Source organism: Vibrio sp. Y29_XK_CS5 (assembly GCF_024181835.1).
Taxonomy (GTDB): Bacteria; Pseudomonadota; Gammaproteobacteria; order Enterobacterales; family Vibrionaceae; genus Vibrio; species Vibrio harveyi.
Genome location: NZ_JAMZAM010000001.1, coordinates 1,423,387 through 1,449,838 on the forward strand (window position 1 = coordinate 1,423,387; position 26,452 = coordinate 1,449,838).

The 26,452-nt window shown below is 46.8% G+C and carries 19 protein-coding genes; 8 read left to right on the forward strand and 11 right to left on the reverse strand.

Annotated elements, in window-relative coordinates:
- Positions 1–406: 406 nt before the first annotated feature.
- From NL647_RS06420 to NL647_RS06435, 4 genes are all read left to right on the forward strand, one after another.
- Positions 407–2,038: a methyl-accepting chemotaxis protein gene (locus NL647_RS06420; RefSeq protein WP_005452538.1), complete on the forward strand. Its 1,632-nt coding sequence runs from the start codon at positions 407–409 to the stop codon at positions 2,036–2,038.
- A gap of 639 nt (positions 2,039–2,677) precedes the next feature.
- A complete protein-coding gene (locus tag NL647_RS06425) occupies positions 2,678–3,625 on the forward strand; it encodes an HlyD family secretion protein (protein ID WP_253650110.1) in 948 nt (315 codons plus the stop codon).
- A 3-nt stretch (positions 3,626–3,628) separates the two neighbouring features.
- Complete coding sequence (locus tag NL647_RS06430; RefSeq protein ID WP_187993202.1) at positions 3,629–4,555, forward strand: ABC transporter ATP-binding protein; 927 nt, start codon at positions 3,629–3,631, stop codon at positions 4,553–4,555.
- The gene (locus NL647_RS06435) at positions 4,555–5,652 is read left to right on the forward strand and encodes an ABC transporter permease (protein ID WP_033001387.1); all 1,098 of its coding nucleotides are present in this window, start codon (positions 4,555–4,557) and stop codon (positions 5,650–5,652) included. The genes NL647_RS06430 and NL647_RS06435 overlap by 1 nt, the downstream gene beginning before the upstream one ends.
- Positions 5,653–6,023: 371 nt before the next feature.
- Here NL647_RS06435 and NL647_RS06440 read toward each other — a convergent pair whose 3' ends face one another.
- The 8 genes from NL647_RS06440 to NL647_RS06475 form a co-directional block, all read right to left on the reverse strand.
- The gene (locus NL647_RS06440; RefSeq protein ID WP_253649840.1) at positions 6,024–6,386 is read right to left on the reverse strand and encodes a RidA family protein; all 363 of its coding nucleotides are present in this window, start codon (positions 6,384–6,386) and stop codon (positions 6,024–6,026) included.
- A 14-nt stretch (positions 6,387–6,400) separates the two neighbouring features.
- A complete protein-coding gene (locus NL647_RS06445) occupies positions 6,401–7,447 on the reverse strand; it encodes a lactonase family protein (RefSeq protein ID WP_172581068.1) in 1,047 nt (348 codons plus the stop codon).
- A gap of 80 nt (positions 7,448–7,527) precedes the next feature.
- Entirely contained in the window at positions 7,528–9,981 is a 2,454-nt protein-coding gene (locus NL647_RS06450; RefSeq protein WP_253649841.1) for a beta-N-acetylhexosaminidase, read from the reverse strand.
- 381 nt (positions 9,982–10,362) lie between these two features.
- Positions 10,363–10,992 (reverse strand): bifunctional 4-hydroxy-2-oxoglutarate aldolase/2-dehydro-3-deoxy-phosphogluconate aldolase, encoded by a 630-nt coding sequence (locus tag NL647_RS06455; RefSeq protein WP_009706204.1) that lies wholly within the window; start codon positions 10,990–10,992, stop codon positions 10,363–10,365.
- A 16-nt stretch (positions 10,993–11,008) separates the two neighbouring features.
- Positions 11,009–11,953 (reverse strand): sugar kinase, encoded by a 945-nt coding sequence (locus tag NL647_RS06460; RefSeq protein WP_253649842.1) that lies wholly within the window; start codon positions 11,951–11,953, stop codon positions 11,009–11,011.
- A gap of 103 nt (positions 11,954–12,056) precedes the next feature.
- Positions 12,057–13,580 carry a sodium:solute symporter family protein gene (locus NL647_RS06465; protein ID WP_186175539.1) on the reverse strand — a complete coding sequence of 508 codons (1,524 nt, stop codon included), beginning with the start codon at positions 13,578–13,580 and terminating at the stop codon, positions 12,057–12,059.
- Between the two features lie 223 nt (positions 13,581–13,803).
- Positions 13,804–14,196 carry a RidA family protein gene (locus tag NL647_RS06470; RefSeq protein WP_005425100.1) on the reverse strand — a complete coding sequence of 131 codons (393 nt, stop codon included), beginning with the start codon at positions 14,194–14,196 and terminating at the stop codon, positions 13,804–13,806.
- 51 nt (positions 14,197–14,247) lie between these two features.
- Complete coding sequence (locus NL647_RS06475) at positions 14,248–15,693, reverse strand: amidohydrolase family protein (protein ID WP_253649843.1); 1,446 nt, start codon at positions 15,691–15,693, stop codon at positions 14,248–14,250.
- 179 nt (positions 15,694–15,872) lie between these two features.
- Here NL647_RS06475 and NL647_RS06480 point away from each other — a divergent pair, with 179 nt between their 5' ends.
- Together NL647_RS06480 and NL647_RS06485 are read left to right on the forward strand one after the other, a co-directional pair.
- Positions 15,873–17,144, forward strand: a complete 1,272-nt coding sequence (locus tag NL647_RS06480; protein WP_253649844.1) for an amino acid deaminase — start codon at positions 15,873–15,875, stop codon at positions 17,142–17,144.
- Positions 17,145–17,233: 89 nt separating this feature from the next.
- Complete coding sequence (locus tag NL647_RS06485; protein ID WP_005425077.1) at positions 17,234–18,097, forward strand: MurR/RpiR family transcriptional regulator; 864 nt, start codon at positions 17,234–17,236, stop codon at positions 18,095–18,097.
- Positions 18,098–18,252: 155 nt separating this feature from the next.
- Here NL647_RS06485 and NL647_RS06490 read toward each other — a convergent pair whose 3' ends face one another.
- The 3 genes from NL647_RS06490 to fdhF all read right to left on the reverse strand — a co-directional run bounded on the left by NL647_RS06490 (position 18,253) and on the right by fdhF (position 24,132).
- Entirely contained in the window at positions 18,253–18,624 is a 372-nt protein-coding gene (locus NL647_RS06490) for a hypothetical protein (RefSeq protein ID WP_005452561.1), read from the reverse strand.
- 250 nt (positions 18,625–18,874) lie between these two features.
- On the reverse strand, positions 18,875–19,801 hold the full coding sequence (locus NL647_RS06495; RefSeq protein ID WP_253649845.1) for an endonuclease/exonuclease/phosphatase family protein: 927 nt from the start codon (positions 19,799–19,801) through the stop codon (positions 18,875–18,877).
- Between the two features lie 92 nt (positions 19,802–19,893).
- Positions 19,894–24,132, reverse strand: coding sequence for a formate dehydrogenase subunit alpha (gene fdhF / locus NL647_RS06500; protein ID WP_253649846.1), 4,239 nt, complete (start codon positions 24,130–24,132; stop codon positions 19,894–19,896).
- A 314-nt stretch (positions 24,133–24,446) separates the two neighbouring features.
- On the opposite strand from fdhF, the gene NL647_RS06505 reads away from it, so the two are divergent.
- Entirely contained in the window at positions 24,447–24,860 is a 414-nt protein-coding gene (locus tag NL647_RS06505; protein ID WP_253649847.1) for a hypothetical protein, read from the forward strand.
- A 137-nt stretch (positions 24,861–24,997) separates the two neighbouring features.
- Complete coding sequence (locus NL647_RS06510) at positions 24,998–26,410, forward strand: TolC family protein (RefSeq protein ID WP_005452568.1); 1,413 nt, start codon at positions 24,998–25,000, stop codon at positions 26,408–26,410.
- Positions 26,411–26,452 lie beyond the last annotated feature (42 nt).

Consider the following 26,452-nt stretch of genomic DNA (forward strand, 5'->3'; position numbering starts at 1 on the left):
CCTCTATCGATTAACCAAACGACTCATGCCTAACAAAGCCCAATGTTCAATATTGGGCTTTTATTTTGCCTAAATAACACTCAAATTTCCGAGTCTAATCTGTTTTAATCATTCAATAATGTTTTGGATACACAAATAACTAAAATGAACAATAGGTAAATTCTGAATTGCCGTTTAGTTATCAACAATAATACATATTGGGAATTAGAATAATTTATCATTTAATTAATAATCACCCTCATCAATATCGATTAATTATTAACTTATTTTCAAACGAAAGATGAACATTAAGTTTCCAACTTAATTCAGGTTGCGATAAAATTTTTTGCGACATTCATCACACAATATATCTATTCTCCCCCTTAGACTCCGGACTTTTCAAGCCCCCCAAATTTGCAGTGAGTCTATGAAGCTTTCTAACTTAAGTATTAAAAGTAAAATTAGTGCGTTGATATTAATTATCTCCGCCGCCGTAATTGCACTCTCTTTCTTCTTTAACTCTCAAATTAAATTAATCGACGGAAAGATGTCGGAATTTTCTGACACCACAGTTCCGAGTATTTTGTTAGTTAAAAACATTGAAATCGAAGTCGGCATTTTAAGAAAAGATGAATTTTCTTTATTGACGAATGTAAACCATGCTGAGTTTAAAACATGGTTGAAAGGTCTAGATGAATCAGAAAGTAAAGTTGACAACTATATTAAAAAGTATGGTCAGTCGTTATGGGATCAACGTGACCGTGATGCCTTCAACCGTGTCAACGATGCATGGGAAAAATACCGTAGCTTCAATGAAAAATACTCCGCACTGCTTCTAACCAAGCAAGTTGATGAAGCCAACGCAATGCTGCTTGATGGCTTCCCTGCTTTCCAAGAGCTACAAAACGCTATCATCGCTCTTGTTGAGCTAAACCAAACCTTCATTAAAGAAGACATCGACAGCACGCATATCGTGGTAACCGATGCGATTACTTATGGCATCATTGCTATTGTAGCCTTGTTAGCTTTGGGTTTTTCTCTAGGGCTATTCCTTACCAAGCAAATTTGCTCGCCACTTAACTATGTTGTTGAAATGGCGTCTAAGATTGCCTCTGGTGATCTTACTTACCAACTGCCACGCAATAAGATTGGTAATGATGAACTTGGTATCCTTGCCGATGCATGTATCGATATGCAGGCGAAACTTTTAAGTCTGGTTGACAGCATTTCTTCAACTACCGCACAAGTAAGTACAGCAACAGAAGAAGTGAGCGCGATTTCGGAACAAACTTCATCTGGTATGGACGAGCAGCAACAACAGCTTAATCTGATTGCAACCGCAATGAACGAGATGCAAGCAACAGTTAACGATGTCGCCAACAATACCGAAGCCGCATCTGAAACCGCGAATGGTGCGTCGAACGATGCGAAACAAGGTTTAGAAGTCGTTCAAGAGTGTATCTCGCAAATCAATGAAGCATCTGTTGCGATCCAATCTGTTGGCACCATGGTCAGCGAGCTTGAGCAAGACGCATCAAACATCAGCGTTGTCGTCGACGTGATTCAAGATATTGCTGAGCAGACCAACCTTCTGGCTCTCAATGCAGCGATCGAGGCAGCACGCGCTGGCGAACAAGGTCGAGGCTTCGCGGTTGTTGCAGACGAGGTACGTACACTAGCAAGTCGCACGCAATCATCCACAGAAGAGATCGTCTCCATCATTAGCAAGCTACAAAACTGCTCTAAAACCGCAGTGTCTGCGACAAACAACAGCAATGATTTGATTCAAGTGTGTGTTGAACAAGCACAAAACGCAGGTGCAACCATTGGGCAAATCGAGCAAAGCGTGGACAACATTGCAGAGAAAAGCATTCAAATTGCAAGCGCATGTAGCGAGCAGAGCTCAGTCACTGAAGAATTGCATCGTAACGTAGAACACATCAATCAGTTCTCTAGTGAAGTGGCAACGGGCTCTCGCCAAACCGCAGTTGCTTGTCGTGACTTAAGTGAGCTGGCTGTTGGTCTACAAGAAATTGTAAGTCAATTTAAAACGGCTTAACCAATCATTAAAGGCTTCTAGCCTACCTTTACTCGCATATCCAAAGCCCAATGTTCATTCATTGGGCTCTGTTTCTTTTATCGCTTCAGAGAAAACCCGATCGCCGTCTCGATTCTCCAATTTATCCCACCGAAACCCATTAGTATCAGGGTAGCCCGCTATGATTATTCTTTGTGGCGTATAAAGTGTAAAAACTATTTCTATACCCAAGTAACCTCGAGATGCTAGGTTCGGCGAGAATGACTTGGTTTGTAGACGCGGCGGCGATTTAAAGATCTAGTCATTCTAAATCAAGAATCGGCAACAAAGTATACAAGCCAAGGCCCTTATATTTGTAAAGAGTGCCCTTTGGGAGCGTGTCTTTGACTCGCTTTTTTAGTCAAACAAATGGCTGCGTCAAACAACTTGGAAAGAGCTAGCTATTACACTGCATTGTTTTCCTTACTCTCGAATCAATGACAACGCTCTGAATCCTGCATCTTGAAGTCACTTGGGCATAATAATTAATCAATTGATGAATATTGAGGGAATTATCGCCCTAGCCGACTAAAACTTGTCCACGTTACACTGAATACAGTCCCACATTCTTCTGCAACCTGACCTACGATCAGGCTCAACTTCTTGAGGAAGCATCGCATGATGAAGCGAATCATTCTTGGCACCTTTGTTATCACCCTTTTGACCGCTTGCTCAAAAGACGATGGTCAGCAAGCTCTTGGCACACTAGAACGTGACCGCGTCACCTTTACAGCCACCTCAAGCGAAATCATTCGTGCTCTACCCATTAAAGAAGGCAGCCAAGTAACTGAAGGTGAGGTGCTAGTTCAACTCGATACTAAGAACCAAGAAGCGATATTAGCCCGCGCCGTAGCTGAGCAAGCTAAAGCAGATGCTTACCTATTAAAGCTGACCAATGGCGAACGTCCTGAAGATATTGCAGCAGCCCAAGCAAGAGTTGCAAGAGCAGAAGCGCAATTAACCGAAGCTCAAAAGAACTACCAACGTAAAGCAGAATTGGTACGTAAGAGACTCATCAGCCAATCGGAAAAAGACACCGCATTGGCAGCAAGAGATTCTGCGCGTGCCGAGTTAGACTCGTCACAAGAAGAGTTCAGCAAACTTACCGCAGGCTCACGCCCTGAAGACATTGAACAAGCCAAAGCCGAACTGATGGCAGCAAAAGCAGATGTGGCTCTTCAACAGCAAAAACTAGCAGAGCTAACCATTACCGCTACCCGTGATGGTTTGCTCGACAATCTACCTTTTAACTTAGGCGAGCGCGTTCCAGTCAATGGCATCGTTGCCGTGATTCAAGCAAGCCGTGTCCCTTATGCACGTGTTTATGTCCCTGCGACTTATCGAGTTAACTTTATTCCCGGTAAAGCCGTACAAGTCCATGTGGATGGCGTCGAAAAACCTTTAGAAGGAACCGTGCGCTGGGTTGCTACTGAGCCATCATTTACCCCCTACTTCGCCCTAACAGAGGAAGAGCGTTCGCGCTGGATGTACCTTGCAGAAGTCGATTTACAAGACTCTGCTGAATCTCTACCTTCAGGCATTCCTGCACAAGTGGATTTAGCGGAGTAAACGATGACTGAATACGCAATTCAAGCAGAGAATTTGGTAAAGAAGTTCGGTGACTTTACTGCCATCAATAACATCACGCTCAATGTGCCCAAAGGCAGTATTTATGGCTTTCTGGGTCCAAATGGTTGCGGTAAATCTACCACCATTCGTGTGTTAACGGGTCTACTCAGCCCAAGTGAAGGCAATGTTGATGTTTTAGGGTTAGAGATCCCAAGACAATCTGAGCTATTGCGACTCAAAATTGGTTACATGACGCAAAAATTCTCCCTCTACGATGATCTTTCCGTTCAAGAAAACCTCGAGTTTATTGGGCAGATCTTTGGCATGGATACTAAAGCACTTAAAGCTCGCATCGAAGAGCAATTAGCGACATATGGACTTGATCAATTACGTAAGCAACGCGTTGGTGGCATGAGTGGCGGACAAAAGCAGCGACTTTCTCTTGCGGCAGCGACCATGCACAAACCTGAATTGTTGTTTCTCGATGAGCCAACCTCCGCCGTAGACCCGGAGAACCGTCGTGACTTCTGGGAGCAATTGTTTGATCTCTCCGATCAAGGCACCACAATTTTGGTCACCACTCACTATATGGACGAGGCAGAACGCTGCCATCGACTTGCTATTATGGAGGCTGGAGAAATCCGTGCTGATGGTGAGCCGGAGCAACTCATGGCGCAAATGGGTGTGAATATTGTCGAGGTCAAAGCGGATAACTTGCGTGAACTGAAAGAGAAAGTCATAAAACGTGAAGAAGTCCGTTCTGCTGCCCAGTTAGGTATCCGCTTACGCATCCTAATTCATCAACATATCGAACAACCGATTAATTGGTTAATACAAACCTTCCCAGAGCTTGAAGGCTGCGAGATGAACATCGCGCGTCCTAGCTTAGAAGATGTATTCGTTAGTGTAACGGGGGAGGGTCGCCAATGATGAAGTCCATTGCTCGAATGAAGGCGGTGATGATCAAAGAGATTCGACAGCTTTCTCGTGACCGAATCACCTTTGGCATGGTGGTCATGATTCCTCTGATCCAATTATTGTTATTTGGATTCGCCATCAATACCGATATTCGCAATATTCCCGTCGGCGTTGTTGACCAAAGCGGTAGCACCGCAGGTCGCGTTATTACTGAATCGGTAAAAGTGACTCAAGTTGTCGATGTGGTCGAAACCTTTGCCACCGCTTCAGAGGCGGAACAAGCGATACAAGACGGTCTCGTGCGCGCGGCACTCATTCTGCCAAGCGATTTAACTCAGCGTATGGTGCAAGGTCGAGAGCTGGGACAGTGGATTGTAGACGGCTCTGATACCATGATCAGTTCAGCCATTCTCTCGCTGCAGACCATGCCATTGACTGATTTCGACTTTGAGATCCGCCCTGCTCCCACCAAAACTTTTGAAGTCGCGTTGTATTACAACCCGAGCCGGCGCTCAGCAGTGAACATCGTACCCGGTTTACTTGGGGTCATACTTACAATGACGATGATCTTGTTTACCAGTGCTGCCATTGTGAGAGAAAGAGAACGAGGCAACTTGGAATTACTCATCACCACACCAATTCACTCTATTGAGCTCATGGTCGCGAAAATTATTCCGTACATCTTTGTCGGTTTAATTCAGGTATTTATTATTCTTGGCTTGGGGCATTGGATCTTTGGCGTGCCGATAAATGGAGCCATTAGCCAGATATTATTTGGCACCTTGTTGTTTATAGCCGCCAGTTTAACGCTCGGTTTGGTGATATCCACCATCGCCACAACACAACTTCAAGCCATGCAGATGACGGTATTTATTCTCCTCCCGTCTATCCTTCTGTCTGGTTTTATGTTCCCTTATGAAGGGATGCCAATCGCAGCTCAATGGATATCAGAGGCTCTGCCCGCGACCCACTTTATGCGCATCATTCGTGGTGTGGTGCTTCGTGGTGCCGATCTAATGGAGTTATGGCGAGACACAATATGGTTGCTTGGTTTTACCGTGGTGGGCTTAGTCGTCGCCTCTTTGCGCTTTAAGAAATCACTCGATTAGAGCAGAAACAAAAATGCCACTCCGTTCAATACGAGTGGCACTTTATCCCCAAGTAACCTCGAGATGCTGGGTTCAGCGAGAATGACTTGGTTTGTAGACGCGGCGGCGATTTAAAGATCTAGTCATTCTAAATCAACAATCGGCAACAAAGTATACAAGCCAAGGCCCTTACTATTTGCAAAGAGTGCCCTTTGGGAGCGTGTCATTGACTCGCTTTTTTAGTCAAACAAATGGCTGCGTCAAACAACTTGGAAAGAGCTCGCTATTACACTGCGTTGTTTTCCTTACTCTCGAATCAATGACAACGCTCTGAATCCTGCATCTTGAAGTCACTTGGGTATATTATCTCGATAAAAGCTAACGATGTGCCGTTACTGGTACTTCTCACCCGCAGCTGCAACAAACGCCATTTCGACTAAGAGTTCAGGATTCGCCAATTCAACTTTGACGCAAGCACGGCTCGGTGCGCAGCCCTCAGGGAACCACGCATCCCACACTTCGTTAAGGGCATCGAAGTTAGTAAAATCTGTCACGTAAATCGTCACAGATAGAATGCGCGACTTATCGCTGTCAACACTTGCTAGCATTTGCTCAGCTTGGTCGAAAATCTGTTGTACTTGCCCTTTCATATCCGCAGTTGTATCTGCTTCTGCCACCTCAACAAAGTTGGCAATACCGTTGAACACCGTTACATCAGACCAACGTTTGCATGGATTAATACGATGAATTGTCATGTTATTTCTCTTAATTACGGCTTCTCAACCAAACACACAGGCGCACCGATGTCGCATGAGTATCCGGTTGGAGTGATAACGCCAGTTTCCGGATTCCTATGGAAGCTAGCGACATTATGTGAATGTTGATTGGCAACGAGCATCCACTGCCCGTCACGGGATAAAACAAAATCTCTTGGAAACGCGCCGCCGCAATCGGACGCGGCAATTTGAACCGGAGTATTATTCGTTATATCAAATGTGCTGATCAGATTTTGCGCACGGCATGAAATATAGACAAAACGCTCATCCGCAGAGAGACGAATTGCCGACGCCGCTTCTTTGTTCTCTTCATCGGCTAGCAGCTTCACTTGTTGAGTAAGATTCCACTGCCCGCTTTGCTTACGGAGTACCACCAGCGTTTCGGACAGTTCGCAAACAACGTACGCGACAGACTCATCACTATCGAAGACCAAATGACGAGGGCCAGAACCAGGAGGCATCGCGATGCTTTGAGAAAGTGAAAACTTAACTGTCTCACCATCTTTTTTATAGTCATAGAAATGAACACTGTCTGTGCCTAAATCGACCACAGCAAGTTGCTCGGAGTGGTTGAGAAACGTTGCTTGATGCGCATGAGGCGAGGCTTGACGATCAGCATTGGGACCACTGCCTCCCACATATAATTCTGCGATGGATTTCAGAGGCTTACCTTGTTCATAAAGTTGGTAAACACTTACATTACCGGAACCGTAGTTTGCCACAGCAAGCAGCGAGGCTTTGATATCAATATGGCAAGGATAGTCGCCTTCAATTGGTAATGCATAGCTGTCTGTTTTTTCAGCAAAAATCAGTTCTGCACCTTCCAAGCGTTCTACTTCATTAAAGGTATATAACCCCTCTCCTTTGAGCGCAAGGTAAGAAGGGTTACGAACCGTTTTCACCGCTTCAGGAACAAGTTCATTGGTGAGCGTTAATGCGCCAGTAGCAATATCGAGAGAAACACACGCGATGCCCTGACTTTGGCTTGGTGAATCGGTATAGGTGCCTACATAAAAATGTAAGTGACCATTTACTGTCATGAGAAAACCTTTGGGAGATATAAGAGTGCTTAAACGATAAGATGCCGCCTGCGTTACCAGACGGCAATCCCTTTTAGTTATCAATCGGTTAAAGTGTGAAGCAACCGCTCAGTTGGTACGACAATAGCGACAATGGTTTCATCAAAGATAATCGCATTTTCATTGATGATTTGTTGATACGCTTTAGCGTCAGATTGACTAATACCACGGCCCTGCTTGGCGAGCTCAATCAAGGTTAAACTTAAGTCGGCAACTTTGATGGCAGACTCTGCAACTGGCACCGTTTCTACTGACGCCACGTTGGCTGCGAAAATAGGTTTGGCTAGCTGCGCCGCTAACTTAACGCTTTGATAATGCATCGCTAACGCATCCAACGCGGTTTTATCACCTTGAGCATAAACTGCGACCAAATCTTTCATCTCGTACACTGCTAGGCTTTCTACTGGCAATGCATCCGCAAAGCGGTTTAGTCGCTCATACTGGTTGTACAAATCACCCTCGTTTGGCGTAGAGATCCACTTCTCCCAGTGACGAGCGTAGTATTGAGCCGGCTCGATGTACTTCGCTAACGTTTGTAGCGGTGCTTCGTCCGCACCATTAGCAAGACGTTTCAACATCATATTGGCATCGGCATGATGGCGCAGACCAAGCGAAATCTCAGACCATGTATCCATCACCTTCATGCGCTTGTACATGCTGCGCTCATCGGTCAGGTCTTGGCTCGACCATAGGCGCTCAGCAATCGCGTAGCTTCTGGGCCATAAACGTTGCTCGATGGTCATTGAATCGAGGTTCTCACCCCAAATGGTAATTTCTCCACCTAAGATTAGCTGCTGTTCTTTCTCGGTCAGCTCAGCCGGATAGCCACCGTTCGGCTCAGGAATGACACTCCCTGCCATGTCACTGCTCGCGACCAACTCTCCAATCGCAGGCCAACGAACATTGCCTATCAACTGGTAACTAGTGTCTTTCAACTTGCCATCCGCGAAGTCATAGTTGAATTCGGTGTAAGACATAAAGTTATCGAAGTGCCCTTTAAACTTCACACCCGGCACATACTCAATGATGAACACCTCTTCGCGGGACTTACCGTTGTAATCGGTAAACGCACGATAGCTGCCGTCTGTTGCTTCAATAATGGTTAGATTGCCGGTGCGCGGACCGCCTTTGTTGCGTGGTTTCACCCAGTCATAAGTCGCGAATTTCTCACCTTGATGAAGTTGGTCATCTACCGTGATTCCTTTCGGCATTGGGTCATTGCGATAGTGGTAACTGGTTGGCTGCGGCTGATCTAGGTAATAGCCTGTTGAAAGAATACCTTGGTAGCCCTCTTTTGCAGCTCGACCGATACTGTCGTGCCCTTGCCAGCTTTGGATCACAATCGAGGTTGGAAGGTCTTTGTGCCAGATTTCATCCCAGCCAGTCATCTTCTTACCGCGCTGTTCCAGCATCTGTTCAACCTTGGTGTTCAGATACGATTGAAGACCACGCTCACCATCCAGTTTGTTGTCTTTGATGAATTGCTGAATCTTCGGGTTATCTTTCCACTGTTGGTAGTTTGGTTCATCACCACCGATATGGAAGTACTCATCTGGGAAGAGCTCAACCACTTCGTCAAACACACTCGCCAACATCTTATAGAGTTCGGGATTGGTCGGGTCCATTAACGGCTCAAACACACCCCAGCCACGTTGATGCGGATAAGATTGCTCACCCATACCAGACATTAATTCAGGGTAAGCGTGCGCTACTGCCGAAGCATGTCCCGGCAAAGAGATTTCAGGGATAACTCGAATGCCAAGGTTACGCGCGTAATTCACCACATAGCGAATTTCATCTTTGGTGTAGTAATCACCATCTGCTGTGTCTTGCCACAGCTTTTGGTAATTATCGAGCTGGATACGAATCGCTTGGTCATCCCAAATATGCCAATGGAAGACGTTCATTTTTGCTGATGCCATCGCATCGAGTTGGCGAAGGATCACATCAAGTTCAATGAAGTGACGAGAAGTGTCGTAAGAAACGCCACGCCAAGGAAAACGCGGCTCATCTTGAATCGACACCGCAGGCACAAAGTAGCCAGTCGCGTCCGTAGTCACCAACTGCAAGAAGGTTTCCAAACCATGGAAAGCGCCGTAAGGGCGTTCGGAGCGAATGATGATCTGACCATTACGCGATTCAAGTTGATACGATTCATCACTGTTAATGTCTTGCACCTCTGACTTGGGCGCATGACGAATATCAATCACCAGAGTCGCGTCTTTTTCCGACTCAGCATGCCAGTTCAACATTGGTAAGCCAGTTTGACGATATAGACGGTCCATGGTGCGCTTAGCGTTGAACTGCACGCGCGGGGAATCGTAGCCTTTGATGTAAATGCTGAAGGATTTATCCAGTGTGATTTTACCCTGCCCCAACTCTACATTTTGTGGGTAAGGCATTAGGTTAAGATCTGTGTTGGGAGTCATAGCCATCGCTGCCGTTGGAATTGTGATTAAGCCTGAAATGAGTAGTGCTAATGTACCTTTGTTCATCCGCGCCATCCTGTCGTTACTAGGGTCTGTTGATCTTTCGCGGTTAAATTTTGTTCGGATGGGGACGCCTAGTCAAAATCGTTTTAGGCGCGACAAGGAGTGTGTAGCCTAGTCATTCTAAGCAAATACTCCTTAACAAAGCATAAAACGATTTTGCGGGGGCGCCTAGCCGAACCCTCTGGGCAGCGTTTGTTGGTCATTTCTACTGCGTTATCGACTTCTCATGTAGGCTAGCTACATAGCAAAGTCTCTGCCTTGTATAAATATCCAACAATTCGCTGCAAAAATCAGCTCGGAAGTTCAACAGACCCTATAATTATTCAACCCAAGTCACGCTATTTAATGGGGTCTGGTGACTTGGGTAAAAGAGCTCTGTTTGAGTTACGCAACCAGCTCTACTGCTTCACGAACCAGCTTGCCAATTTCGTCCCATTGTTCGTTTTCAATTAAGCTCGGCGCAACCATCCAAGTACCACCGCAGCAAACCACACGGTCGATGGCTAGGTAATCATTGACGTTGCTTTTACCGATACCGCCTGTCGGCATCAGACTCACATCAACATAAGGTGCGAGTAGTGACTTCACCATCGCGATACCACCGCTGGCTTCCGCCGGGAAGAATTTGAGGAAGTTCAAACCCAGCTCTAGTGCTTGCTCAACCTGACTTGGGTTATTGACGCCGGGTACGATTGGCATGTTGATTTCTTGGCAGCGACGCACGGTATTTGGGTTCAACCCCGGCGCGACAATAAACTCTGCACCCGCATCTTTTGCTTGGGTAATCTGCTCTGGCGTCAGTACCGTGCCAGCACCGATGCACATTTGCGGATAAGCATCGCGCATGGCTTTAATCGCATCGGCAGCGGCTTCTGTTCGAAACGTCACTTCCGCAACTGGCAGACCGTTTTCTACTAAAACTTTCGCCAGTGGAATCGCGTGCTCAACCTTATTGATTTGAATAACAGGAATAACTTTGAATTGCTGAAGTTGCTGAATCATTGCTTGGGACATAATACGTTCTCGGAAATTATCGAATTAGATGAGTCATGGCGTCGTTTGGAATGATCGCACCAGGATATTGAATAACGGTTGCTGCTAGTGCGTGACCGAGTTGGGCAGACTGCTCACAGCTTTGCCCGGTCAATCGACCTGCAAGGTAACCAGCAGCAAATGAATCGCCGGCGGCACAAGTGTCGATCACTTTGATGACCTTCTCGGCGGCTACGTAAGCGGTTTGCTTGTCATCACCATGCGACCAAACCAATTTGCAAGGCTCACAGCCACGTTTAATCACGATTTCTTGGCAACCAAAGCGAAGGCAGCGCTGCTCGGCACTTTCCTCTTCACCCCATACCAAGACATCATCGTCTTCAGTGATAAGCGCAATGTCGACTAAAGGCAGAATTTGGCTGTACCAATGCTTTGCCTCTTGTGCAGACCAAAGTTGAGGACGGAAGTTATTATCGAAGATAACCTTGCCTCCAGCTTGTGAGAACTGACTTAACGCCTTTTTAAGCCTTACTTTGCTATCGTCATTTAGAATCGCAATGCTGATGCCACTCAGATAGAGATAATGCAGCTCTCGGTTCGCAATCGCGGCTTCTAATTTGTTGAGCGAAGAGGTAGAGAAGTAACTTTTAACGGCTGCGCTGTCACGCCAATAAAGAAAGCTGCGTTCGCCTTCTTGATCGGTCTGTACTATGTACAAACCCGGAAGCTGAGCAGGGAATATTTCAACAAGATCAGTCGCAATGCCCTCTTGTTGCCAGTTTTCCAGAAGCTCTTGAGAAAGTACGTCTTCCCCAAGACCGGTCGCGTAGGACACTTGGACAGGCTGCTGAGCCGTTAGTCGAGAGAGGTAAAGTGCGGTATTGAGCGTGTCGCCACCAAAGCCTTTGCGAATTGGGTCGCCGCTCAGTTCAATCATGCATTCGCCAAAGAAAGCAATTTTAGTCTGGGATGAATCGGTCATCGTTCACCTACTTTGGATAAATTTAAAATGGTGGCTCGGGGGAGCCACCAGTTTGTCAGGAGCTTATGAGCGAGTTTCTGTTCGAGCCGGAAACTCTCTGCTGTTAAGCGTTTTGATTTGCCGCCGTTGCGCGGTTTTGTAGAGAAGCGTCTTCTTCCAGAACGCCTTTGTCAGACAGTTCCATTTCCATCAGCGCGCGCTCATCATCAAGGATTGCTCGTGCCATTTCTGGTGACACTTGGTTAGCTGGAGTCACTAGGCTTACTGCCACACCAGCGGTTAGGGCAAACAAGCAAGATGGAATCACTGGGTTGCCCCAGAAAGCAGTCAGGTCTGGGCTAAGCATTACTGCAAATGAAGCAATAGACGCACCTGCCAATGTTGCCAATGCACCTTGCCAGTTGTAACGCTTCCAGAAGCGACCCAACATACCGCACACGAACATGCCAGACATAACTGTCGAGATCATCTTAGTGATGTAGCTAATGATGTCGTTAGACGTTAGCGCGAACAGCAATGCACAACCGATCACTACAACCAAAGCCAAGCGAGAGTAATTCAACATGGATTCTTTGTTTGGCACGCGACCGGTGAACATAACGTACACATCACGCAGTAAGATAGACACGCCCGCAATCGCATCGGAACTTGCACTCGACATGGTTGCCGATAGACCTGCAATAAGAACGATAAGACCAACACCTACTGGCAATACTGTTGCCGCGATGTATGGGAAAGCAAAGTTTGCGTTGTTCAGTTCAGGGTCAATCGCATGCGCCGCCATACCAATGACTGCTGGGATAATGGAGAAGAACAAGTACAGCACACCAGAAGCCACGAACGAACGGCGGATGGTTGATACGTCTTTACCTGAGTAGATACGTTGGCGGAATGAAGGCGTTGCAAGTACACCTACACCAATCACAACAGCAAGAGAAACCGCAGGGATTAAACCAAGCTTATCAATCGCAAGGAAGCTCACCGCTTCTGGGTCCATGGCAGAGTACAAGTTATCCAAGCCGCCAATGTGCTGCACTGACAGTACCGCCATCAGGATGAAGCCAACGAATAAGATGATAGCTTGAATGGTGTCCGTCCAAACCACCGCAGTGTAGCCGCCAATAACAACGTAAATGGTAAACGCTGCTGCGATGATCATCTTCGCAGTGCTCAGCTCAATATCGGCAATCCACGCTAGGTACATGCCACCACCAAGGATGTGTGCGCCCAACCAGCCAATAGAAGCGATAAAGATAAGCAGACCAACTACGTTCTTTACGATGCGGTTTGCACCTACGTAGTATGCGAGTTCTTCACTCATGGTCATAAAGTTGAGTTTACGAACTGGCGCGAACCACAGTGCTAATAACAAGATACCAATTGCGCCGCCAATGCCGTAAAGCGCACCAGCCCAACCGTTTGAGTAACCAAAGCCAACCGCGCCCATACTAGAGCCCGTGCCAACCATAGTTGCTACCGTGGTACCTAATACGAGGAACAGAGGTAAGCCTCGACCACCGAGTAGAAAGTCTTCACCTGATTTTTGATTGCGAGAGACAAACCATCCCAACCAAATTAAAAATAAGACATACGCACCGAAGCCGGTAAGAAAAAGTGTACTGTTCATTGAACACCTCTCATATCAAAATCCATCTTTCAGATTGATATAATTCCAGCAGCAAGTATTAGATTTTATTCCAGAAATTATCTAATTTTATTTTTATAGCTTTAGCTAAATATATTAGGCACTACTGCTTTATGAAATTATATTTATGTAGGGAGTGAGAGTGCCAAAAAGATAATAACAGGAAAGTAATTATATTTGGCACTCATTAAGTAAAATGTGAACTTTATCGGCGATCTTCGCGGTAGCAAGTCACATCGACTTCGACTTTCACGTCGACCACGAGATCACACACCATGCAAATACGTGCAGGTGGGTGATCACCAAAGAACTCTCTGAACACTTTATTGAACGATTGGAAGTAACGAGAATCCGTTAGTACCACTTTTACGTGCACCACATCAGCTAGCGTGTAGCCTGCTTCTTCCATAATATCGACACAGTTTTGAATCGCTAGGCGAGATTGGTCAACGATACCGCCTTCTACCACTTCGCCGTCAGTCATTGGTGTTTGACCCGATACGTATAAGAAGCCGCCCGCTTCTGTTGCTCGTGCAAATGGTAAATGTTGACCGCCAGTGCCTACGCCGCCTTCTACACCATAACGTTTAATTGACATAATATTCTCCAGTGATAATGCTTAATCTATAAAATTAATTAATTTAATAAGTTATTGATGGGTATTATTTCTATAAATAAATACGCCATTTCTATTTTCGGTGACTTTATCTTTTAAATAAGATAGCTCGCCATTTACAAATACAGATTCAATACCTTGAGCAACAGAAATTGGATTTTCGAACGTTGCAGTATCTTTAATTGTATTTGGGTTAAATAAAACCAAGTCTGCGTAAGCGCCTGTTTTTATTTCCCCACGATCTTTCAATTGGTAGCGTGTTGCTGACATCCCCGTCATCTTGTGAATCGCTTCTGCCAATGGGAAAAGCTGTTCTTCACGGCAGTAATGCCCCAAGACTTTCGGGAATGTGCCCCACAAACGTGGATGAGGATGCGGGTCATTTGGTAATCCATCCGAGCCCACCATGGTCAACTTATACTTAAGGACACGTTTGACGTCGTTTTCATCCATGCAGTGATAAACCGCACCCGCAGGTTGCAACGCTTTTGCTGCTTCCATAAGAGGCAGTTGCATCTCGTCAGCAATGTCTTTCAGCATCTTGCCAGCGTGTTCTGGCTTGCTTTCAGACCAGGTGATGAAGATGTCGATTTCATCCGTCACCTGTTTTAAATCCAGCGTTGAAGAACTCGCCGAATATGGGTAGCAATCGCAAGACACGTCTTGATGCTCAGAAACCTTATCCATCAAATCCAGCACTTCTACCGTGCGTCCCCAGTTGCCTGCGCCTGCGCATTTCAGATGAGAAATCACCACGGGCACTTTGGCGTACTGCCCAGTTTCAAAGGCTTCTTCCATTGCGCTGATGATTTCTTCAAACTCAGTGCGCATGTGTGTGGTGTAGATACCACCGTGATGACCAAGAATTTCCGCTAGGCGCATCACTTCATCCGCGTTTGCTTGCTTGGCACTCGCATAAGCAAGACCCGAGCTCAAACCCAATGCGCCCTCTTCCATCGCTTGTGCCAGTGTTTGGCGCATTTGCTCGATTTCTTCATCGGTAGCCGTGCGCAGTAAGTCGTCCATTACGTTGTTACGTAAAGTTGTGTGACCGACTAACGCTGCAACGTTGACCGCAGGGTTCGCCGCTTGTACCGCCTTCGCATACTCCGCAAAGGTTGGGTATTTGAAGTCTTCCTGCTTGCCCAATAGGTTCATTGGGTCTGGCGGGGTATCACTGAGTACCGCAGGACTCGCGCTAATTCCGCAATTGCCTACGATTACCGTCGTCACACCTTGGCTGATCTTTGGCAAGCAGTCAGGGTAACGAATCACATTGGTGTCATCGTGCGTGTGCACATCAATAAATCCCGGAGCCAACGCAAGACCCTGACCGTTGATAACCTTCTTTGCAGAAAGCTCGTCTAGCTGCCCTACTTGCTCAATACGATCTTGACGAATCGCAACATCAGCAATGAATGGTGCTGCGCCCGTACCGTCAAATACCCCTACGCTTTTGATAATGGTATCGAACAACATACTTCACTCTCTTCGTCCGTCGTTAACATGATTCCATCTTAATAATTCTTGAAATTTAAACAGTGAAGAAACACACAAAAAACTCAGATTTGTTTGATACTTTCTAACATATTATTTATGGTGGTTAGCAACAAACACTTAATATCAATCACTTAGACCATGTTAGAAGTAGGTGCGCCATGAGAGACAATCGCCAAAAGTGTGATAAAAACTATCATAATGAGTGTGTTACGACGCCAGGTTACGGAGAGAAGGCTCAACCTGTTGCGTGCAATTCCGATGGGTTACACAGTTTGATCCATGAAGAGATCACCCTGCCTGCAGCGGTGATCAAATCTTCTTCATTGAAGAACAACCTCGATTGGATGCAGCGTTTTGCCAATCAGCACAAAGTGAAGTTATCACCGCACGGTAAAACCACCATGACTCCCGCTTTCTTCCAGCAGCAATTAGAAAACGGCGCTTGGGGCATTACCGTCGCAACGCCGGCTCAGGCAGAGATTGCGGCGCTAGGCGGAGCAAAAAACATCATCATGGCGAACCAACTAGTTGGGCGCGCAAATATGACCATCATCGCCAACTTGATTGAAACCCATGGAATCAACTTCTATTGCTGTGTGGATTCAATCCGAAACGTCAAAGCGCTAGAGCGTGCCTTCGCTGAACATCAATTGCCGCTTAATGTACTGATTGAGTTTGGTGTCGAAGGCGGTCGCTGTGGATGCCGAAATCAACAAGATGTGGTTGAGCTCGCCACACTCATCCACCAGCAACCTCACCTTACGCTCAAAGGTATCGAGGTTTACGAAGGTGTCATTCATGGTGACAATGCTGAGCAGGACATCCGTGACTTCCTCAACACCACATTAGAAATCGCAGCCCAACTACAAAACGACAAGTTGATTGAGTCTAAACCTCTGGTCACAGGCGCCGGCTCTGCTTGGTATGACGTAGTTTCTGAATGCTTTGCCAACCTAGAAGATTTTGACGCCATCATTCGCCCAGGTTGCTACGCAATTCATGACACAGGCATTTACCTAGACGCACAAAACAAAGTCATGCAGCGTGCTGAAAACAACCAAGGTGCAGCGTGTGATTTAGGTGGTGACTTGGAATCGGCACTAGAGCTTTGGGCTTATGTCATTTCTCGCCCCGAGCCAACCAAGCTAGTTGCCGGCTTTGGCAAACGTGACGTGGCGTTTGATGCCGGGCTACCAATCCCCGAGCGCGCATACCGCGAAGGTGAGTCAATCTCTATTGAAAGTGCGGTAACGACCGCAGTGATGGATCAGCATGCGTTCATCGAAGTAAACGCAAACAGCGACCTTCAAGTGGGTGATATGATTGCCTTCTCAACCTCTCACCCATGTTTAACGTTTGATAAGTGGCGTGCCGTGGCGGTTTGTGATGATGAGTATCAAGTCACTCATTGGGTGAAAACCCGTTTCTGATGATGAGCTTAGTGAGGCTTTTCGTTATACTTCATGCCAAACCAGTGGAGGCGGCACAATCGTCTCCATGCAAAAGATAGGAACACAGCTTGAGTTTAGAAGTCGATATTATCTCTCAAATCACTGAACGTTTCAGTGCGCTGCGCGATGCCGAAAAGAAGGTCGCGAAGTTGATCATGGACGACATTCAAACTGCCGCCAACGCCAGCATTACTGAACTGGCAGAAAGCGCAGAAGTGAGTGAAGCCACCATCACCCGTTTTGCTAAAGCTGTTGGCTGCAAAAACGTGCGTGATATGAAGATCAAACTGGCACAAACCTTAACGGTTGGACAACGATTCATCCTTGAGCCACCTGATCAAAGTGGCTACCAAGGCATTTATGAGTCGATCAAGCAATCCCTTGATGTAAACCGCAGTTTGATTGTTGAAGAAGATATCGACACTGCTGTGAACTGGCTGCACAACGCAAGGCAAGTGATCTGTATTGGTATGGGTGGCGGCTCAACCATTGCAGCACAGGAGATGCAGCATCGTTTGTTCCGCCTGGGCTACCCTGTTGTGGCGTACAACGATGGCTTGTTATCGCGCATGATTGCAGCGACGGCAGACGCGAACGATGTGTTGGTGATGATCTCAGCCACTGGCTATACCCCTGCCATCATAGAAACCGCGCAATTAGCCAAGCAGTACGGCGTGAAAGTTATTGTGATTACTCCGAAAGACACACCTTTGACTGAGCAAGCCGATTTGGTTCTGCCTATTGAGCACCAAGAGACGGACTTCATCTACAAGCCATCGGCTTCTCGTTACGCGATGTTGGCTTTGGTTGATGTACTTTCGATGGCATTAGCCGTTAATCATAAGCGACGCTCGCGCGATAAACTTCGCCGACTCAAAGTTGCCCTCGACTCTTATCGTGGTGGTTTGGAAAGACAGCCTCTCGGGGATTAAACCGAGGTAACTCATATCGATGACAGTCGAATCCGGAAACGACAAAGCCCGATATTCAACATCGGGCTTTTGTTTATTCGCTACTTGGTAAAGGGACGATTGAAAGATATCAACTACTCACCATGCTATATACAAGTGACTTCAAGATGCAGCATTCAGTAGTATTCGCCCCAAGAGCAATCATGCAAATCAGAGATTATGTAGCTTCTTAGTGAGTTGATTTTAAAATTGAAGACTACTTGCTTGCAGACATTTCGGCTGCGGTCGCTGTAAGTGATATAACCTTCACTGTAAGCCCGCTTACCGTTGGTCGAGGTAATGTCGGCATTGAGTTCTAGATGAGCTTTGTGCTCTTCTACACGCGCCATCATCTCATGTACATCCAGCCACTCTTCTCGGTTCGCCATTTGGATCAGCATCGATTCCGCCTGCGTTTCTAACTTTTGCGGATAAACGTAAAAGCGGTTATAGGCAAAGTAAGCGCTCATTAAAATAAGTATTAACACTGCTGAGGTAGTTCTTGTCATGCAAGTTGCCTCTTATCGTTATGAATTTCTTGTTATACCCGATCCACTTTTGCGTACTGATTGCATAAGAACGGCTTGGGTATACTTTCAGTATAGAAAGCGGATGAAGTTTAGGTTAAAGAATTCACACAAATAACAAGCGACGGCCAGAATCCGTCAATTCCATGACAAGCCGTAGCACAATCTGACCTCATTCTAAATAATTAGAAACTTTGGTTCTTTGATAATCTTGCCATTAAAAAGTACCAGTTCATTGTCCTATTAGAGTCGTAACTAACCTATGATCTGACCCCTTTGGCTGGCTCGACGATAAGCGAGAACAGATTTTTCTGTCAGCCTTTTCTGATTTAAGCCAAAGGTGATCGATGCCTATCATAGCAATCGAAGAGACAGATATGCCTTTGAGTGACGCAGGCCAACTGGCGACAGGTTGGGAATGAAAACGCGAAAACAACTCATTGAACCTAGGACTTATTGCAGATAGGTTAAAGTCCCCAATCACAATCATTTCCGGTGTTGGGTACAAATCAGTAAGGGTTTCTATGGTTCGAATCAGTGCATTTCTGCGTTGCCACAACAGCTCAGTTCTTGGCGAAGGAGGATGTGCTGTCATCAAGGTAATAGGCTCATCTACTTGCCATACAGCGCGAATGACTTCTTGCCCATCAGGGGTGTGATAAATCGAGACTGACTCCAAAGGATAACGACTTAGAATCATCTGGTTAGAAGGGTAACCAACGCCACGCTGCCCTCCGTAATAAAAAGGATAAATATCATCGAGAAGGTGCAACTTATTCCCTACTTGTGTCGAGAGCTCTTGCATCACCACCAAATCCACGGGATGTTTTAGCAAGTAGTTAATAAACTGATTGATGTCTGGGTTTTCGTAGAACAGATTGAACTGGATGATTGTCAGTGGGTGCTCACAGGCTTCGCTGCGGTTGATGTGTGCAGGTAAGAGAAATGGAACAAAAGCACCGCTGATCACGATTGAGGTGAGCGCCTTCGCCCAGCGACGAAAGACTAAAAGCGCGAGAGCGAGACTGAAATAGACGAATAAAATGAGGGCGGGAATCGAGGTCAGATTCTCCGCCCACCAGATATCATGATATTGCCTTGCCACCAGCCAAATTGATGCAGGTAGAAACAACATGATCCATTTAATGACTCTCAGCACACGCACTGCTCGTTTAGCGATTACATATCATAAGCTTATATGTAGTTTGCTAACTCGCCAGTGCGTCGCTGACCAATACGTAGCGTATCAGCTTAAATAGTATGAACTGCTTCCGTTGCAGGCTCTGTATGTAGAACCTTTTCGCTTACTTCCACCTTAACCGCGGCAACCTTGAATTCAGGGATCTTCGCATGCGGATCAGTCGCTGTTGTCGTTAGGCGGTTCACCGGGGATTCAACAAAGTGGAATGGAATGAACACCACACCTTTTTGAATGCGCTTAGTCACAAAGGCATCAATCTCAATGCTGCCGCGACGTGTAGACACCTTCAAACGCTGACCATTACTGATGCCTAGCGCTTCTGCGTCTTCCACGCTCACCATCGCACGTGGACCAGCAAGATTATCCAACCCTTTGGTTTTGCGCGTCATAGTGCCGGTGTGGAACTGCTCAAGCACACGACCAGTCGTTAACACAAGCGGATACTCCTCATCTGGCAGCTCAGCCGCATAACGGAACGGTACGCCCACCATTTGACCTTTACCACGAGTAAACTGGGTTTGGTGCATGATGCGAGTACCTGCTGGGTTGTTCTTGTTGCTCGGCCACTGCACTCCGTTTGGCGTTATCGCCTCCCAACGAAGACCTGCGTATTGAGGCGTCACTCGTGCAATCTCGTTAGTGATATCAGACACGCAGTGGTAGTCCCAATCACTGCCCATTGCATTGGCGATTTCTTGAATAATCCACCAATCTTCTTTCGCTTCACCCGGTGCCGTTACAACCGGATTCACACGCTGAACACGACGTTCCGTATTGGTGAAGTGCCCCGCTTTCTCTGCAAACGAGCAAGAAGGCAGAACCACATCCGCGTATTGAGCGGTTTCCGTTAGGAAGATGTCTTGAACCACCAAGAAATCGAGCGCTTCTAAGCCTTCAATCACATGCGCTTGGTTCGGGTCACTCAATACTGGGTTCTCACCCATGATGTACATACCACGAACGTCACGATGGCAAGCCGCATCAATGATTTCTGTCAGGGTTAGACCTTGCTCAGAAGGCAGATTTGGCGCGTTCCATTCAATCGCAAACTTCTGACGCACAATTGGGTTGTATACCTTTTGGTAACCCGGGAAACTGTTTGGCAAAGCACCCATATCACACGCGCCTTGCACGTTTGATTGACCACGTAGCGGGTTGATGCCACCACCTTCAATACCGATGTTGCCACACAGTAATTGCAGGTTAGCGATAGAACGCACGTTGTCATGACCTGTCGTGTGCTGAGTAATACCCATCGAGTAGTACACAGCGGTACGATCTGCCGTGCCAATCATACGCGCCATTGCTTGAATGTCTTCGGCTTTAACACCTGTAACCAACTCCACTTTATCGAGGTTGTAAGCTGGCGACATCACCTCTTGCAGTAAGGTATCAAAGCCGTCGACACGTTCTTCGATGTACTCTTGATCGTACCAACCGTTCTTGATGATCTGTTGCATGACGCCGTTCAGGAGCATCACATCAGTACCCGGACGGTGCGCCATGTACAACTCAGCATGCTCTGCCATATCGACACGTTTCGGGTCAGCTACAATCAAACGAGCACCGTGATGACGAATTGCTTGTTTGATATGTGAAGCGATAATCGGGTGCGCCGATGTAGTATCCGAACCAATAATAAAGATCACATCAGAGTGCTTAATGCTTGGAATGTCGTTGGTCATTGCACCACTACCGAGTGATGCCTCAAGACCGGTTACACTCGATGCGTGACACAAACGCGCACAGTGGTCGACGTTATTGGTGCCCAGTTCACGACGGACAAATTTTTGGAACGCGTAGTTGTCTTCGTTGGTGGTTTTCGCTGAAGAGAAACCCGCCAATGCGTTGCTGCCAAAATCTTGCTTGATGCCAGAGAACTTGCTCGCAACCAGCTGAATCGCCTCTTCCCAACTTGCAGGCTGCAACCAACCGTCTTTACGAATCAATGGCGTGGTAAGACGCTCTTCACTGCCAATGAAGTCAAAACCAAAGCGCCCTTTCACACACAGCATGCCTTGGTTCACCGGCGAGTCACCGCCTTTCACGTAACGAATCGTATTGGTTGCTTCGTCCACGAACATAGTCAACTTACAACCCACACCACAGTATGTACAAATGGTGTCGACCGCTTTCAGATCTTCAGTACGACCTTGCGAACGGTCACGACTATCGACCATCGCCCCCGTTGGACACACTTGAACACACGCGCCACATTGCACGCAGTTCGAATCGCCCATCAGAGTTAAACCATTCTTGTTACTTCCAAAGTGTGGACGATCGTCTGGACGTAGCGCGGGGCGACCTTGTTTATCACAAACAAAGTTCAGTACACCGTGCACGGCTTTGTCGCGACACGCTTGGATGCACTGACCGCAGCTAATACAGCGGTTAGCATCAAACTCAATAAACTCAGAACTGCGGTCAACTTCGTACTTATGACGCAAGTCTTTCGCACGAAGATCTAACCAATCTTGATGTGATTTAATCTGCAAGGAGAAGTCAAAGCTTTGCTCAGCTTCATATTCGGTGGAGTAATCACGCAGCGCACAATCGGTATTTGCCTGACAACCACATTCTAGACAGCGCGCAGCTTCCTTCATCGCCTCTTCGTTATCAAAGCCCAACTCCACTTCAGCGAAGCTTTGCTCGCGTTGTGCTGGAGTCAGTTCAGGCATGATAGAACGAGCGACTTTTTGGATGTTCTCGAAGTGAAGCGGATCGACTTGAGAAAGTTTCTTCTCTTTGCGCGAGTTGAACGCCGCCTTTGGCATGTCTGCCATATCGCCATTCAAAAACAGATCAATGGCTTTTGCCGCAACGCGACCATCACCCACGGCTTCAACTGCCGTTGCTGGACCACGGCGGAAATCACCGATGCTGAAGATGTTACCCGTGCCTGAGTGCATGGTCTTTTCATCTGCATCGGAGGTGTTCCAACGCGTAAGTGGAATCGACAAATCTTCGCCTTCGAGGAAGCTCAGATCTGGCTTTTGCGATACAGCCGCAATCACGGTGTCGAACTCTTCGGTAAAGAACTCGCCGGTTGGTTTAGGGCTTCGACGACCAGATGCATCCGGATCACCCAACGCCATGCGCTCTAGACGAATCGCACTCACGCGTCCGGTTTCATCGGCAAGGTTTTCTGCAGGGTTGGTCAAGAAGTGGAATTTCACCCCTTCGTGTTCCGCTTCGACAATCTCGTAGTCTTCTGCCGGCATTTCGTCACGTGTACGACGATAAATCAATGTGGTGTCTGCACCAGCACGACGCGCAGTACGAGCACAGTCAATTGCCGTATTACCACCACCAATCACCGCGACTTTCTGACCCGTGACGTAATTTTGCTCAGTAACGTAATCTTTCAGGTAATCAACGCCCAGGTAACAACCTTCAAGGTCGCTGCCTGTGTAATGCATTTCAACCGCTTGAGACGCACCGACAGCCAAACACACTGCATCGTATTCTTCGCTCAATTGAGAAAGCGTGAAATCCACACCCAGTTTTTGGTTGGTGCGAACCTGCATGCCATTGCGGCACATCAGTTCGATTTCTTTATCGAGAATGTCTTTTGGTAGGCGATATTCAGGAATACCATAACGCAACCAACCGCCCGCTTTTGGCATGGATTCAAAGACAGTGACGTCGTAGCCTTCATTCGATAAGTAGTAGCCAGCCGTTAGACCACCAGGACCACTGCCGACGACGGCAATGTTCAACCCTTTGCTTGATTTCTTTTCTGGTACATAGGCTTCATGCGCAGACAAATCCGCATCCGCGGCATGACGTTTAAGCTGACGAATTGCAATAGGCTCATCGACTAACGAGCGGCGACATTCGCTCTCACAGAATGCCGGACATACACGACCAATCGATAACGGCATAGGAAGCGTACGCTTAATCACTTCAATCGCTTTTTGATGATCGTTCTGTGCGATGTGATAAAGGTAGGATTGGATGTCTACACCCGCTGGACACGCGGTTTTACATGGCGCTTCACAATCGGCGTAATGATCCGTCATGATGCGGTTAAGTGCTTTTCTGCGGTGCTCGCTTAACTGCTCTGATTGCGTAACCACATTGAGACCACGGTAAACTTCGAGTTCACACGCGCGTTTAGTGCCGCCACTTTCGATTTCAACCACGCACAAGTCGCACGGCACTTTTTCATTACTTTTGTTCATTCCGCACAGCGATGGGATCTCGACCCCACACACTTTTGCTGCTTCTAAAAGGGTTAAACCCTCTTCTACAATTCTATATTTTCCATCGATGACAATTTCTATCATGCAACCCCCGCAGCAAAGCAAATCCAAATCTGCACAAGTAAAACCATGCATTCTATAAGGATAATCATTTGTAAGACAAGTTAGTGTGATGTAAAACTTATAAACCACATTTTTTACGTGTCATAAAAAGAATGAGCTTCTTGCGCGAAGTCCTAAGAATCAGTGTCCAACAAACGTTTTACTCGTCAGATAATGCGAAAAATGGTTGGCTGAACTATTTTGATAAGAAGAGTAATAAAACATTGACCTTACCCTAAGGTTAACCTTTAGAATCGAGTGGTTTTCATCATTTCATCAAATACACGGGAAAAGGTATGCACCTAAAATCGCTGCATACAACTTGGTTAACTCTCTTCACAACGCTGATGCTATTAGTATCAAGCGTGGCGAATAGTGCCCCTTTGATGAACATCCAAATGATGTCAAATGGCGTGATGAATCATGGACAATCTATGATGATGGACGACAGTGAACATTGTGGCATGCTCGGAATGATGGACGTATCCATCACCGAAGACGGTGAAGTGAGAGAAAGCCGAATGAACTGCGGTGGAGGCTCCGGCATGGTTCACACCTGCTGCACGGCGGCTTGTTCTCTGGTTTTCCTCCCCCTACCTGTCCCTGTCAATCGCGCATTGCCGATCGTTTATCGTGCGGCAATTACTCCTGAAGTCACCTCCCCTGTTGTACACGTCAGCTGTGACCTGTACCGACCTCCAATAATTTAAATCTGTATTGCATTCGACCCTGCGTAGCTATCGCAGGTGGTTTTAATGTGCCAATACGACGCAGATAAATCTGGATTACTGTTTCTGCTTTAAGCCAAACCCTTCTTCGTCGTTTCGGCAAACACTGGATTTAGATTATGGATTTTAGACCATACCGCCTTGCTGCACCTATGTGTGCCTTGGCTTTGGTTTCTGCTCCAACTTTGGTGAATGCGGCGATGCCAAATACAAAAGTGCCGAGCAAAGAAACCAAAGCAGCAAACCTTACTGCGCCAGAGATGCGCACATCATCAAAAAAACTCGCGCAACTGATCAATGTTGCCCTGAGCAATGATGGCAACCGCCAACAATATTCAGCGCAATCCGCTGCGATGCGTGAAACGGGTGTTGCAAGTTCTACCTTGATGGATCCAAAACTCAAAGTGGGTTTTGGTGGTTTACCTGTCGACAGCTTTAAGTTCGATGACGACCCAATGACCAACATCTCTGTTGGTTTAATGCAGCAATTCGAACGTGGCTCCACGCTCGATCTGCAACAGAAGAAAGCCAATCAACAAGCCGATGGGCTTGGGCTTCAAGTTCATGCTCGCGAACTTGAAGTTGCCAACAGCATGACTCAACTATGGTTAGAGCTTGGATATCAGCAAAAAGCTGAGCAAATCTTGCTTGAGAACCGCAAGTTGATGAAGGAGATGGAAAGCTTTATTCAAACCAACTATTCGATTGGTAAGAGTGAAGCGCAAGACCTACTCAACGCTCAATTACAAGTGAGCAAGCTGGATGAAAAACTGCAAGCCAATGCGCAAATGCAGCGACGTCTTGTTTCTCAGCTTTCGGAATGGCTAGGCTCGGACTGGTTAGCGACGGAACAGGCTCTGTACGCTACCAATCAACTCAACTGGGATACACTGAATAGCAAACTTGCTTCCAGCAAAGATTCCACCAAGCACTACCAACAACTTAGTCAGCACCCAATGGTTAAAATGGCCGATGTGAGTATTTCTGCCAATAAAACTCAGGTAGAGATTGCTGAACAAGCTTATAACCCGCAGTTTGGTGTGGAGGTTATGTACGCTTATCGTCAAGCCAATAACATGAAGGGTGAGCCAGCATCAGACTTGGTCAGCGCTTATCTAACCATGGACATTCCACTGTTCACGGGTGATCGCCAAGATCGCAATCTCGCTGCCGCACAATACCAAGTTGGTGCAGCACAATCACAAAAAGACACCTTATTAACGCAGATGAATGCCAAGGTGAACACTTTGCTGGTTGATCGCGGCAACTTAACCCAACGTTTAGAACGTTACCAATCCACCTTATTGCCCCAAGCGAAAGCGCGCATTCAAGCCGTTGAGCGGGGCTACCAAAACAACACAGCGCAGTTTAACGATGTGATTTCAGCCACGACAGACGAATTGGCTCTGCAATTAGAGCAACAACGTCTGCTCACCGATCTCAACATCGCAAACAGCAATTTAGCCACCCTACTCGGTGGTTTCGATTATCAAGTGGCTTCTCCAGAAGCTCGCTCTATCTCGACATATTAATTTGTGATTCCCAAAAACGTTGGGGCTACAGGTGACCGATAT